Below are 15,361 nucleotides of genomic sequence, written 5' to 3'. Positions count from 1 at the left end.
TCCTACAAGTTTTTCAGTATTTCCTCTCCGCACTTTTAGAGGCTTCTGGCTGAACCGGATTCAACAAGTGTTCAGAGGGCACGCAGCGAGCAGAGGTTGTCCGGGTTTCACGTGTCATGTCGGCAACCCGGCCGATGCTTGAATAAGCGCAAAATCCGATGAGAAGCACCTTATGCCGCCTATTTCTGCCCTTGCGGCGGACACCCCGTCCGCGTCGCTCCAGACTTTTCCGCTGAGCGCTGCGCAGCTGGATATCTGGCTGGATCAGCTGAGTCGCGGTGATTCGCCGCTGTACAACATTGGCGGATACATGGAACTGAGCGGCCCGCTGGATCCGGCACGGATGCAGGCTGCCCTCCAGGCCCTGGTGGCCCGGCATGACGCCCTGCGCACGATCCTGTTGCCGGGCGCCGGGGCTGATGGCCTGCCTTTGCAGCGGTTTGCCCACGCATTGCCCGCGCCGATGCCCACTCACGATGTGTCGGCGCACGCCGACCCGGAGTCGGCGGCGCGGGCATTGGTGCAGGCGCGCATCGATCAGCCCTTTGTGCTGGACGGCGGCTGCCTGTTCCGGTTTCTGCTGATCCGCCTTGACGCCGAGCGGCATTGGCTGTCGGTACAGGCCCATCACTTGATCATCGATGGCTGGAGCTTCGGCGAAATGTTCAAGTCGCTGGACCAGATCTATAACGCCTTGGCGCACGGCCAACAGGCACCGGACCGGGCGCCGTCGTACATCGACTTCATCGAGGACGATGCGCGTTATCAGGTTTCACCGCGTCATGCGCAGGACCGCGCCTACTGGCTGGACAAGTACCGAGAATTGCCCGAGCCATTGCTGCTGCCGCGCCGTCAACAGAACCTGGCCGGCAACGCCGCGCAAACGCAGGTCTACACGCAGCCATTACCGACGCTGCTGCACGAGCGCATGAAGCAGGTTGCCCGGGCGTATGGCGCCTCGGCGTTTCATGTGCTGCTGGCGGCGCTGCATGTTTACTTCAGCCGTACCGCGCAGCGTGACGAATGGGTGGTGGGGTTGCCGATCCTCAACCGCTCCGGGGCGCGATTCAAATCCACTCTGGGGCTGTTCGCGCAGGTCAGTGCAGTGCGCATGGGGTTTGGCCGTGAACAGACGTTTGGTGAACTGATCCGGTCCATTCGCGATGAGTTGAAAAAGACTTTTCGGCATCAGCGTTTCCCCGTCAGTGAGATGAACCGTGCCCTGGGCCTGCTGCGTGAGGAGCGTTCGCAGCTGTTCGAGGTCACGGTGTCCTATGAACAGGGCACTCACGATTATCGCTACGGCGAGGCGTCGGGGCGGATCATCAAGGCCTCGAATCTGGAAGAAGCCACACCGCTGGCGGTGCACCTGCTGAGCAGTCTTGCCAACGACGACGCTCGCTTGTACCTGATCTACAGCCAGGCGTATTTCAGCGCCGATGAAGTCAAGGCACTGGCCGAGCGCTGGTTGCTGATTCTGGAACAAGGGCTGGAGGCGGTGAACTTGCCGGTAGCGGATTTCAGCCTGAGTAGCCCGGCGGAAATCGCCTTGCTGCAACAGTGGAATGCGACACGGGTGGCCTACCCGGCCCCGGCGACCCTCCAGCAGCGTATCCAGGCGCAGGCGACGCAACGGCCACAGGCACTGGCGGCGGTTCAGCAAGGGCAGAGCCTGACGTATGCCGAGCTTGATCTGCGTGCCAATGCGCTGGCCCATCATCTTCTTGAATTCGGGGTGCGTCCGGATGACCGGGTGGCAATCGTCGCCCGGCGCGGGCTCGACACACTGGTGGGGCTGTTGGCGATTCTCAAGGCCGGTGCCGCGTACGTGCCGCTTGACCCGGCGCATCCGGCCGAACGCTTGAGCTATCTGCTGAACGACAGCGCGCCACGGGCGGTGCTGACCCTGAGTGCGCTGCGCAGTCATCTGCCGGCGTTGTCGGTGCCGGTGATCGAGCTGGATCACCCGACCTGGTCCGGCACCAGTGACGGTGCGCCGACAGTGCCGGGGCTGACACCGGCAAACCTCGCTTATGTGATTTACACCTCTGGCTCGACCGGGCTGCCCAAAGGGGTGATGGTGGAACACCGAACCCTGTGCAATCTGATCGACTGGCACGCCGACGTGTTCGATCTGCGTGCCGGTAGCCATACGTCGAGCCTTGCCGGGTTCGGTTTCGATGCCATGGCCTGGGAGGTCTGGCCAGCGCTGTGCGTGGGCGCGACCTTGCATCTGGCCCCCGTCACTGAAGGCAGCGAAGACATTGAGGCGTTGCTCGACTGGTGGCGTGCGCAGCCGCTGGAGGTGAGTTTCCTGCCGACGCCCATTGCCGAATACGCCTTCAGTCGCCAGCTCGATCACCCGACGCTGCGCACGCTGCTGATCGGTGGTGATCGACTGCGTCAGTTCCCGCGTGCGCAATCGTTCGAAGTCATCAACAACTACGGCCCCACCGAAGCGACGGTGGTGGCGACTTCAGGACGTCTCGACGCCGGACAGACGCTGCACATCGGCAAACCGGTGAGTAACGCCACGGTGTACCTGCTCGACGAGCAGCAGCGACCGGTGCCGATCGGTGTGAGTGGCGAGTTGTACGTGGGTGGCGCTGGCGTGGCGCGTGGTTACCTGAACCGCGCGGACCTGACCGCCGAACGCTTTCTGCGCGATCCGTTCAGCGCTGAGCCGGGCGCGCGCCTGTACCGCACCGGCGACCTTGCGCGCTGGCGCACCGACGGCAATCTGGAGTTTCTGGGGCGCAATGACGATCAGGTGAAAATCCGTGGTGTACGGATCGAACCCGGAGAAGTCGAAACTGCACTTGCCAGTCATGCAGCGGTGCGCGAAGCGGTGGTGCTGGTGCGCGACGGGCAATTGCTGGCGTGGTTCACCGAGCAGGCGCCGCTGGACATCAGCCAGTTGCATGCACACCTGAAAACTCGCCTGAGCAGCGCCATGCTGCCCAGCGCCTATGTGCGTCTGCCGGCGTTGCCGCTGACCGCCAACGGCAAGGTCGATCGCAAGGCGCTGCCGGCCCCGGGGCCGCAGGATCTGATCCGCCGCGAGTACGAAGCGCCACAAGGCGAGGTCGAAACCGCCCTGGCGCAGATCTGGGCCGAGGTCCTGCAAGTGGAGCGGGTCGGGCGTCACGACCACTTCTTCGAGCTGGGCGGGCATTCGCTGCTGGCGGTGATTCTGATCGAGCGCATGCGTCAGCTTGAAATGAGCAGCGACGTGCGGGTGCTGTTCAGTCAGCCAACGCTCGCGGCGCTGGCGGCTTCGGTCGGTAGCGGTCGTGAAATCGAAGTGCCGGCCAACGGCATCGCCGCCGATTGCACGCACATCACTGCGCAGATGCTGACCCTGGTGCAACTGGATCAGCCGACCATCGACCGGGTTGTCGCGACAGTGCCGGGTGGTGCGGCCAACGTGCAGGACATCTACCCGCTGGCGCCGTTGCAGGAAGGCATTCTCTATCACCACATCACCGCCGCGCAGGGCGACCCGTACCTGCTGCAATCGCAATTGGCGTTCGACAGCATCGAGCGGGTCGAGGCCTTCGCTGCGGCGCTGCGTCAGGTCATGGCGCGCCACGACATTCTGCGCACCGCAGTGCTCTGGGAAGGCCTGACCACACCGCTGCAGGTGGTGTGGCGCGAGGCGATTGTGCCGTTGCAGGAAGTAGAACTGGACCCGGTCAATGGCCCGATCCTCGAGCAGTTGCACGAACGCTTCAATGCCCGGCGCTATCGCCTCGATGTCAGCCAGGCGCCGCTGATGCGTCTGGTGTACGCCCGCGATCCGGCGCTGGATCGGGTGGTGGGGATTTTGCTGTTCCATCACCTGGCGATGGACCACATCGCCCTGGAAGTAATGCGCGAAGAGATGCAGGCCAGCCTGTCCGGGCAAATCGTGGCGCTGGCGCCGCCGGTGCCGTATCGCAATTACGTGGCGCAGGCGCGTCTGGGCGTCAGCGAACAGGAACACGAGGCGTTTTTCCGCGAGCAACTGGCGGACATCGATGAGCCGACGCTGCCGTTCGGCTTGCAGGAAGTGCAGGGCGACGGTCGGGGTATCGAGGAGGCGCAGCAGACGCTGCCGGTTGAGACGTATCAGCGCCTTCGCACTCAGGCACGGCAGGCCGGTGTCAGCGTTGCCAGTCTGATTCATCTGGCGTGGGCGCGAGTGCTGGCGGCGACGTCGGGCCAGCAGCGCGTGGTGTTCGGCACTGTGCTGATGGGGCGCATGCAGGGCGGCGAGGGCGCCGACCGCGCCTTGGGCGTGTTCATCAACAGCTTGCCGCTGCGCGTCGATGTCGATGCCGGGGTGCTGGACGCCGTGCGCGCCACCCATGCGCGGCTGACCGCATTGCTGGGGCACGAACACGCTTCGCTGGCGCTGGCCCAGCGTTGCAGCGGGGTCGCCTCACCGGCGCCGCTGTTCAGTGCGCTGCTCAACTACCGGCACAGTGACGAATCCGAGCTGCTGGAGCCGTCCAGCCAAGCCTGGCAAGGCATCGAAACCCTGGCCAACGAAGAGCGCACCAATTACCCGCTGACCATGAGCGTGGACGACTTTGGTAACGGCTTGCGCCTCACCGGCAGAACCGTCGCGCAGATCGGCGCGCCACGGATCTGCGGCTACATGCAAACCGCGTTGCACGGTTTGCTGCAGGCGCTGGAGCAGACGCCGCAACAGCCGTTGAACCGCCTGCCTATCCTGCAAGCCGAGGAGTTGCAACGCTTGCTGATCACCTTCAACGCCACCGAGGTCGATTGTCCGCTGGAGCAGCCGTTGCAGGCGTTGTTCGAAGCGCAGGTGCGGCGTAAACCTTTTGCAATCGCCGCACAGGCCGGCGAGCAAAGCCTGACTTATGAGCAACTCAACCTACGCGCCAATCGTCTGGCCCATCACTTGCGCGAACTCGGCGTGCAGCCGGACTCACGCGTTGCGATCTGCGTCGAGCGCGGGCTGGATCTGGTGGTCGGTCTGCTCGGTATTCTCAAGGCTGGCGGCGCCTATGTGCCGCTGGATCCGGACTATCCGCTGGAACGCTTGAACTACATGTTGCAGGACAGCGCACCTGTCGCACTGCTGGTGCACGGCGCGACGCGGCAACTGCTGGGCGAGCCGGGTTTGCCGGTGATCGATCTTGAGCGCAGCCGCTGGGAGCATCAGCCGTCAACCAACCTGCAGGTGCCGGGCCTCAGCGCCTGCAACCTTGCGTACATGATCTACACCTCGGGTTCTACCGGACTGCCCAAAGGCGTGATGATCGAGCACCGGAGCGCCTGCAACATGGTGCACTGGGGCTCGCAGATTTCGCCGCCGACCGAACACGGTGCGCTGCTGCAAAAGGCGCCGTTCAGCTTCGACAGTTCGGTGTGGGAGATCTTCTGGCCGCTGTGTTCCGGCATGCGCCTGGTGCTGGCGCGGCCGGACGGCAACCGCGATTCGGCGTATGTGGTGCAGACCATTCGCGAGCAACAGGTCACCGTAGTCAAATTCGTTCCTGCGTTGCTGCAGCAGTTCATCGAGCAGGACGGTGTCGAACAATGCACCAGCCTGACCGATGTGCTCAACGGTGGCGGCGAACTCAGCGCGGCGCTGGCGCGGCAGGTGCGTGATCGGCTGCCATGGGTGCGGTTGCATAACGTCTACGGCCCGACTGAAACCACGGTGGACAGCACGGGCTGGACGCTGGAACTCGATATGCCGGTGCCGGACAACGTGGTGCCGATCGGAAAAGCCCTGAGCAACACCCGTTTGTACGTGCTCGACGCGTACGGTCAGCCGGTGCCGCAAGGCGTCAGCGGTGAGTTGCACATTGGCGGCGTCGGTGTCGCGCGGGGTTATCACGGCTTGCCGCAAATGCAGGCCGAGCGCTTCATCGACAGCCCGTTTGTTGCGGGGGATCGCCTGTACCGCACCGGCGATCTGGCGCGCTACAACCACCACGGCGAGCTGGAATTTCTCGGCCGCAACGACTTCCAGATCAAGCTGCGTGGCCTGCGTCTGGAACCGGGGGAAATCGAGGCGCGGCTGATCGAGCATCCGGCGATTCGCCAAGCGGTGGTAATGGTGCGCGATGAGCGTCTGGTGGCGTGGTACACCGTGCGCTCGGGTGTAGAAACACCAAGTCTGGAGACCTTGCGCGCCCATGTGCTGGAGCGTTTGCCGGAGTACATGGTGCCCGGCGCGTTCGTGCGGCTCGACGCCTTGCCACTGACGCCAAACGACAAGATCGACCGCAAGGCACTGCCCGAACCGGGGGCGGACGCGGTGATCAATCGCCCATACGTGGCGCCACAGGGTGAAGTCGAAACCACGCTGGCGCGGATCTGGGGCGAGGTGCTGGGCGTCGAACAGGTCGGTCGTCACGACAACTTCTTCGAACTCGGCGGGCATTCATTGCTGGCGGTAAGTCTGGTGGCGCGCATGCGCCAAAACGGCTTGCACACCGATGCCCGAGCGCTGTTCAGCCAGCCGACGCTGGCGGCGCTGGCGCTCAGTACCACACCCGAGGCGCAGCAAGTGGTCATCCCGCAAACCACCATCCCGAGCCTCGCCCGCAAACGCCGGCTCTGACCCAAACCCCTGTAGGAGCTGCCGCAGGCTGCGATCTTTTGATCTTGATCTTCAAAAGCCAAATCAAAAGATCGCAGCCTGCGGCAGCTCCTACTGGGGGATTGCGGCGCCAAGGCCGGCGGCTTGTCCCCGCTTCCCATGTCAGCCCCTCAAGCCCCGATGTTTTAGTTTTTCCAGGCTGCGCGCTTCAAGCACGGACTCGCGGCTGCGCGCTCCTTTTTCTCGTATTTACAGCAGGTTATCCCATGCATTTCAGCGAACTGATGGCTGTTATTTCCACCCATGCGATCCGCCTTCAACAGGAAGATGAAGACCTGGTCATTCTGGGCAGCGACGACGCCCTGGACGATGCGTTGTGGGACAGCCTCAGCGAACACAAGGCGCAACTGCGGGAGCTGGTCGCCAGCCATGGCGGTGACTGGTTGAGCCCGGCGTTTCGCATCACCCCGGACATGCTGGGGCTGGTGACGCTGGATCAGCCGACCATCGATCGCCTCGTCGCCAACGTGCCCGGTGGCGCTGCCAATGTGCAGGACATCTACCCGCTGGCGCCCTTGCAGGAAGGCATGCTCTACCTGCATTTGTCGGCGCCCGCCGGCGACCCCTACGTGTCGCAAGCGCGGTTCGCTTTCGACAGTCGCGAACGTCTGGAGGCCTTCGCCGAAGCGCTGCAATGGATGATCGAACGCCACGACATCCTGCGCACTTCGTTCGTCTGGGAACGCCTGGATGAACCGCTGCAGGTGGTGCAGCGGCATGCGACATTGCACTGCGAAGAAATCCTGCTCGAACCGGGCGAGGATGTGCTGACGCAACTGCTGGAGCGCCACGATCCCCGATTCCTGCGTCTGGATATTCAACAGGCGCCACTGCTGCGTCTGGTGTATGCCACGGATCCGCTCAACGGACGCGTGGTCGCCCTGTTGCTGTTCCATCACTTGATCATGGACCACGTCGCCCTCGACGTGGTGCGCCGGGAAACCCGTGCGCATCTGCTCGGCGAGGCGGCGCAGGTCGGGCCGGCGGTGCCGTACCGCGATCACCTCGCCAAGGCGCGCCTGAGCCTGGACGAACAGACCCACGAGCAGTTCTTCCGCGAAATGCTCGCCGACATCGACGAGCCGACCTTGCCCTGCGGTCTGCAGGATGTGCAAGGCGACGGACAAGGCATCGAAGAAGGCGTGCTGATGCTCGACACCGACTTCAGCCGGCAACTGCGCGGCCAGGCGCGCCAGCTCGGGGTCAGTGTCGCGAGCCTGATGCACCTGGCGCTGGCGCGGGTGCTCGGCCAGTTGTCGGGCCGCACGGCAGTGGTGTTCGGCACCGTGCTGCTGGGGCGGATGGAGGCGGGTGAAGGCGGCGAACAGGCGCTGGGGATGTTCATCAACACGTTGCCGCTGCGGGTGGATGTCGGGCAGGACGGCGTGCGTGCCGGGGTGCTGGCGACGCACCGACGCCTGAGCGCGTTGCTCGGCCATGAGCAGACCTCGCTGGCGCTGGCCCAGCGTTGCAGCGCGGTGGCGGTGCCGACGCCGTTGTTCAGCGCGATCCTCAACTATCGCCACAGCAGCAGCGAAGAAATCGCCGAAATCAGCGAACTGGCCCCCGGCGTGCACGTGCTGGGCGCCCGCGAACGCACCAACTACCCGCTGACGGTCAACATCGACGACCTCGGCGAGGACCTGCGCATCACCGCGCTGGCGGATGCAGCGCTGAGCGCCGAACGCATCGCCGGTTATCTGCACACCGCGTTGCACAGCCTGCTGCAAGCTTTGCATGCGACCCCGGATGCGCCGCTGCAACGTCTGAACATTCTGCCGGCCGCCGAACGTGAATATCTGCTGCACGGGGTCAACTCGCCGTTGCCGCAGTTCCCGCAAACGCCGCTGATTCATCAGCAGTTCGAGGCCCACGCGGCGGCGCGACCCGAGGCCACAGCGCTGCTGTTTGAAGAGCAGGCGCTGAGCTACGGCGAACTCAATCGTCGCGCCAATCAGGTTGCGCATCATCTGCTGGCGCTGGGGATTCGCCCGGATCAGCGCGTGGCAATCTGCGTCGAACGCGGCCCGCAAATGATCATCGGCCTGCTCGGTATCCTCAAGGCCGGCGCCGGTTACGTGCCGATCGACCCGGCGTATCCACTGGAGCGCATCGCCTACACCTTGCAGGACAGCGCCCCGGTGGCGGTGCTGACCCAGGCCGATACGCTGGAGCGGGTTGGCGCACTCAACGTGCCGGTCATCGATCTCGACAGCGTGCAGTTGCAGGCCGAACTGACCAGCAATCCGCAAATTCCCGAACTGACCCCACACCATCTCGCTTATGTGATCTACACCTCGGGCTCCACCGGGCAGCCCAAGGGTGTGATGGTCGAACACCGCAACGTCACGCGTCTGTTTTCGGCGACCCACGACTGGTTCAACTTCAACCCGCAAGACGTGTGGGCGCTGTTCCATTCCTTCGCCTTCGACTTCTCGGTGTGGGAAATCTGGGGTGCGCTGGCGTTTGGCGGCCACTTGTTGCTGGTGCCGCAGGCTGTCAGCCGCTCGCCGGATGATTGCTACGCCTTGCTGTGCCGCAGCGGTGTGACTGTGCTCAATCAGACCCCGAGTGCCTTCCGCCAGTTGATCGCCGCGCAGGGCCGCAGCCCGTTGCAGCACTCGCTGCGCGAGGTGATCTTCGGCGGCGAAGCCCTGGAACCGGGCCTGCTCAAACCGTGGTACGCGCGGGTCGCCAATGCCGGTACGCGGCTGGTAAACATGTATGGCATCACTGAAACCACGGTGCACGTCACCTACCGCCCACTGGAAGCAGCCGATGCGCTGCTGGTGGGGCGCAGCCCGATCGGTGTGGGCATTCCCGACCTGCAACTGTACGTGCTCGACGCGCAGCGCGAACCGGTGCCGGCCGGCGTGATCGGCGAGTTGTACGTCGGTGGTGCCGGGGTTGCCCGCGGCTACCTCAACCGCGAGGCGCTGACCGCCGAGCGTTTTATTGCCGACCCGTTCAGTGGCCGTGCTGAAGCACGCCTGTACAAGACCGGTGACTTGGCGCGCTGGACCACGGACGGCAGCCTCGAATACCTGGGGCGTAATGACGATCAAGTGAAGATCCGTGGTTTCCGCATCGAACTCGGTGAAATCGAAGCTCGCCTCGCAGCCTGCGCCGGTGTGCGCGAAGCGGTGGTGATCGCTCGCGAAGACAGCCCCGGTGACAAGCGTCTGGTGGCCTACTGGCTGGCCGCCGCAGGCACTGAGCCGAGCGCCGCGCAATTGCGCGACGAGTTGCTGCTGTCGCTGGCCGACTACATGGTGCCGAGCGCGTTTGTGCGCCTTGATGCTTTACCACTGACCACTAACGGCAAACTTGATCGCAAGGCCTTGCCACAACCGGACAGCGATGCCTTCGCCCGTCGTGGTTTCGAAGCCCCAGCGGGAGAAGTGGAAACCCTGATCGCCGGCATCTGGCAAACCTTGCTCGGGGTTGAGCAGGTCGGGCGCCACGACAACTTCTTCGAACTCGGCGGCCATTCGCTGCTGGCGGTGAAACTGATCGAACGCATGCGTCAGCACGACTTGCAGTGCGACGTGCGCGTGCTGTTCGGCCAGCCGAGCGTGGCGGCACTGGCCGCTACCCTGGGTGACAGCCACGGCGTGCGGGTGCCGGACAACCTGATACCTGCCGATTGCACGCAGATCACCCCGGACATGCTGCCGCTGGCCTCGCTGGATCAGGCCGCCATCGACCGCGTGGTCGCCACTGTGCCAGGCGGCGTCGGCAATGTGCAGGACATCTATGGCCTCGCCCCGTTGCAGGCGGGGATTCTCTACCACCACCTGGCGACCAGCGCCGGGGATCCGTACGTGTTGCAGGCGCAATTTGCTTTCGCCGGTCTGGCACAGATCAAGGCTTTCGTCCGCGCCCTCAACGCGGTGATCGAACGCCACGACATTCTGCGCACCAGCGTGGTCTGGGAAGGACTCGAGGAGCCGGTGCAAGTGGTCTGGCGCGAGGCGCCGCTGGCACTGGAACGGATCGACGCCGACCTGCTGGAAGGCGATGTGCTGGAGCAGATGCAGGCACGTTTCGATCCGCGTCACTACCGCCTCGACCTGCGCCGCGCACCGCTGATGCGTCTGGCCTACACCGAAGACCGTGAACAGCAGCGCTGGGTCGGCATCCTGTTGCTGCACCACATCGTGCTCGACCACACCGCACTGGAAGTGCTGCTGGCGGAAATGAACGACAGCCTGTACCCGAGCGGCGCCGATCTGCCGACGCCGGTGCAGTACCGCCACTACGTGGCGCAGGCGCAACAGCAGGCCAATGCCCAGGCGCATGAGGCGTTCTTCCGCGACATGCTCGGCGACATCGACGAGCCGACCGTGGTCTTCGGTGTGCAGGACGTGCATGGCGACGGCAGCACCATTGTCGACAGCGTGCAGGTGCTGGACGCCGATGTTGCCCGGCGCCTGCGCGAACAGGCGCGCCGCCTCGGCATCAGCGCGGCCAGCCTGGTGCACCAGGCCTGGGGCCAGGTGCTGGCAAAGGTCTCGGGCCGTGAGGACGTGGTGTTCGGCACCGTGCTGCTGGGGCGCATGCAGGGCGGCGAGGGCGCCGACCGCGCACTTGGCATGTTCATCAACACCTTGCCGCTGCGGGTCAGCGCTGGCGCGACCGCGGTGCAGCAAGGCGTGCGCGCTACTCATGAGCGACTGGCGCAACTGCTGGCGCACGAGCAGGCGTCACTGGCGCTGGCTCAGCGTTGCAGCGGTGTGTCGGCTTCGCTGCCGCTGTTCAGCACCTTGCTCAACTACCGTCACAGCGCGGCGGAGCCGGCAGGCGTGGCCTGGGACGGGATCGAGATTCTCAGCTCCCGCGAGCGCAGCAACTATCCGCTGGTGGTCAGCGTCGATGATCTCGGCGCAGGTTTCCGTCTGAGCGTCCAAGCCGTGCCGCAAGTGGATGGCGCGCGGGTCTGCGATTACCTGCAGACCGCGTTGCACAATCTGCTGACGGCGCTGGAGCACACGCCAGCAACGCCGCTGCGGCAGATCTCGGTGCTGTCGCCGAGCGAACGCCAGCGGGTCCTGGTCGGGTTTAACATCACCGGTCGCCAATACCCGCCGGCGCAAACCGTGCAGTGTTTGTTCGAGGCCCAGGCGGCCGCGCATCCCGAAGCCTTGGCGGCGCTGCAAGGGGCGCAGCGGTTGAGCTATGGCGAACTCAATCAACGGGCCAATCGCCTGGCGCATCACCTGATCGGCCTTGGTGTGCAGCCCGATGATCGGGTCGCCCTGTGTGCCCGGCGCAGCCCGGACATGCTGGTGGCGCTGCTGGCGATCCTCAAGGCCGGCGCCGGTTATGTGCCGGTCGATCCGGCGTATCCGCCGGAACGCATCGCCTACCTGTTGCAGGACTGCGCCCCGGTGGCGGTTGTGGCGCAGGCATCGACCCGCGATCTGCTCGGTGGCGTGCCGGTCATCGATCTGGACAACGACCTCTGGCAGCACCTGTCGGATACCAATCCGCAGGTGCCGGCATTGACGCCGAACCATCTGGCTTACGTGATCTACACCTCCGGCTCCACCGGCCAACCGAAAGGCGTGATGGTCGAGCATGCGACGCTGGAAAACCTCGTGCACTGGCACGCTGAAGCCTTTGATTTGCAGGCCGGCAGCCAGACCGCGAGTGTCGCCGGATTCGGTTTCGACGCCATGGCCTGGGAAGTCTGGCCGACGCTGTGCGTGGGCGCGACCTTGCACCTGCCGCCGCAGTCGATCCGCAGCGAGCACCTCGACGAGTTGCTCGACTGGTGGTGCGCGCAGCCGTTGCAGGTCAGCTTCCTGCCGACGCCAGTGGCCGAATACGCGTTCAGCCGTCAATTGCAGCACCCGACCTTGCGTACGCTGCTGATCGGCGGTGACCGACTGCGTCAGTTCAATCGTGCGCAAACCTTCGACGTGATCAACAACTATGGCCCGACCGAAGCCACGGTGGTTGCCACCTCGGGCCGGGTCGAACTGGATCAGCCGCTGCATATCGGCCGCCCGATTGCCAACGCCAAAGTCTATGTGCTGGACGCCGAGCAGCGTCCAGTGCCGGTGGGCGTGGCGGGCGAGTTGTATGTTGGCGGGGCGGGCGTGGCGCGCGGTTATCTGAATCGTCCCGAGCTGAGCGCTGGGCACTTCCTGATCGACCCGTTCAGCGACGAGCCACAGGCGCGCATGTACCGCACCGGCGATCAGGCGCGTTGGCTGGCCGACGGTAACATCGAGTACCTGGGGCGCAACGATGATCAGGTCAAGTTGCGTGGTGTGCGTATTGAATTGGGTGAAATCGAAGCCGCGCTCGGCAGCCACGCTGCGCTGCAGGAAGCCGTTGTGCTGGTTCGCGAAGGGCGGCTGATTGCGTGGTTCACCGAGCGCACGGCAGTCGATATTCAACAGTTGCACACGCATTTGCAGGCTCGCTTGCCGGATGCGCTGCTGCCGGCGGCTTACGTGCGTCTGGACGCATTGCCGCTGACCGCCAATGGCAAGATCGACCGCAAGGCCTTGCCTGAGCCGGAGCACGGCGCATGGCTCAGCCGCGAATATCAGGCGCCAGAAGGGGGGGTGGAAACCGCGCTGGCGCAGATCTGGATCGACGTGCTGAAAGTCGAGCGCGTCGGGCGCCAGGATAATTTCTTCGAACTGGGCGGGCATTCGCTGCTGGCGGTGAGCCTGATCGAACGCATGCGTCAGATCGGCCTCAGCGCCGATGTGCGCGCGCTGTTCAGCCAGCCGACCCTGGCTGCGCTGGCCGCCGCCGTGGGCAGCGGGCGCGAAATCGACGTGCCGGCCAATCGCATTCCGCCGGGCTGCACCCGCATCACCCCGGACATGCTCAGCCTGACCGAACTCGACCAGGCCAGTATCGAGCGCATCGTTGCCACGGTGCCGGGTGGAGCGGCGAACGTGCAGGACATTTATCCGCTGGCGCCGTTGCAGGAAGGCATTCTTTATCACCACCTGAGCGCTGAGCAGGGCGATCCATACCTGCTGCAATCGCGGCTGGCGTTCGACAGTCTTGAGCGTTTGCGGGGCTTTGCCGACAACCTGCAAAAGGTCATCGCGCGTCACGACATTCTGCGCACCAGCGTGGTCTGGGAAGGCCTGGCGAGCCCGCAGCAAGTGGTCTGGCGCGAGGCGCCGCTGGTGGTGCAAGCGGTGGCGCTGGATCCGGCGCAGGGTGATGTGCTCGAACAGTTGCACGCGCGTTTCGACGCCCGGTACAACCGCCTCGACCTGAGCCAGGCACCGCTGATGCGCATCGTCTACGCCGAAGACCCGGCGCAGCAACGGGTGGTGGCGATCATCCTGTTCCAGCATTTGATCCTCGACCACACCGCCATGGAAGTGGTGGGTCAGGAAATGCGCGCGTTCATGTTCAATCAGGCCGACAGCCTCGGCACGCCGACGCCGTACCGCAACTACGTGGCGCAGGCACGTCTGGGCGCCAGTGAGCAGGAACACGAAGCGTTCTTCCGCGACATGCTCGGCGATATCGATGAACCGACCCTGCCATTCGGCCTGCACGACGTGCAAGGCGATGGCGGCGCCATTGAGGAAGCCGGGCAAGCCGTCGATGCCGGGTTGACCCTGCGTCTGCGCGAGCAGGCCCGGCAAATCGGCGTCAGCCCGGCAAGCCTGATGCACCTGGCCTGGGCGCAGGTGCTGGGCGTGCTTGCCAACCGCCGCGACGTGGTGTTCGGCACGGTGCTGTTGGGGCGGATGCAGGGCGGCGAGGGTGCCGACCGCACGCTGGGGGTGTTCATCAACACCTTGCCGCTGCGCGTGGATGTCAGCGAAGGCGTGCGCGCTGCGGTCAAGACTACCCACGCACGGCTGACGGCATTACTCGCCCATGAACACGCGCCACTGGCGCTGGCCCAACTTTGCAGCGCAGTCTCCGGCGCACCGCTGTTCAGCGCCTTGCTCAACTACCGGCATACCGTCGCCGAGGCGCAACCGCGTGACGGTCAGGGCATCTGGGAAGGCGTGCAGTTGCTCGGTGGCGAAGAGCGCAGCAACTATCCGCTGACCCTCAGCGTCGATGATCTGGGCGACGGCTTTTCCCTGACCGTGCTGGCGTTGGCGCAGGTCGGCGCGCAGCGCATCTGTGGCTACATGCACACCACGCTGGAGCATCTGGTGCATGCGCTGGAACAGGCGCCGCAACGTCCGCTCAACCGTTTGCCGATTCTTTCGGTGGAGGAATACGAGCGCTTGCTGGTCGGTTTCAATCCGACCGCAGCGGCATACCCGCGCGGGGCAACGATTCAGGCGCTGGTGCAAGTGCAGGCCGAGCAGCAGCCACAGGCGCTGGCGGTGGTGCAGGGCACGCAGCAACTGACGTACGCGCAGCTCAATCAGCAGGCCAATCGCCTGGCCCATCACTTGCTCGGCCTCGGCGTGCAACCGGACGACCGGATTGCCGTGTGCCTGCAACGCAGCCCGCACATGCTGGTGGCGCTGCTGGCGATTCTCAAGGCCGGGGCCGGTTACGTGCCGATTGATCCGGCGTATCCGGCGGAGCGCATTGCGTACCTGTTGCAGGACAGCGATCCGGTGGCAGTGCTGGCGCAGGTCTCGACCCGCGAATTGCTGGGCCGGGTGCCGGTGATCGATCTGGACAACGCCCTCTGGCAACACCTGCCGGCTACCAATCCGCAACTGCCGACGCTGACCCCGGCGCATCTGGCCTACGTGATCTACACCTCGGGTTCGACCG

The 15,361-nt window shown here is 64.8% G+C and carries 2 protein-coding genes; both read left to right on the top strand.

Translation table 11 applies throughout. The features are described from left to right. The first annotated feature begins 172 nt into the window (after positions 1–172). Positions 173–6,586, top strand: coding sequence for a non-ribosomal peptide synthetase (locus tag DBR18_RS26740; protein ID WP_108592573.1), 6,414 nt, complete (start codon positions 173–175; stop codon positions 6,584–6,586). Between the two features lie 245 nt (positions 6,587–6,831). Beyond that, positions 6,832–15,361: amino acid adenylation domain-containing protein (locus DBR18_RS26730; protein ID WP_256589006.1), on the top strand; the 8,530-nt coding region annotated here is incomplete at its 3' end.

The sequence above is a fragment of the Pseudomonas sp. HMWF021 genome (genome assembly GCF_003061005.1).
In the GTDB taxonomy this organism is placed as follows: domain Bacteria; phylum Pseudomonadota; class Gammaproteobacteria; order Pseudomonadales; family Pseudomonadaceae; genus Aquipseudomonas.
The sequence above is the reverse complement of the archived record's forward strand: the minus strand, read 5'-3'. Positions and strand labels throughout refer to the sequence as shown.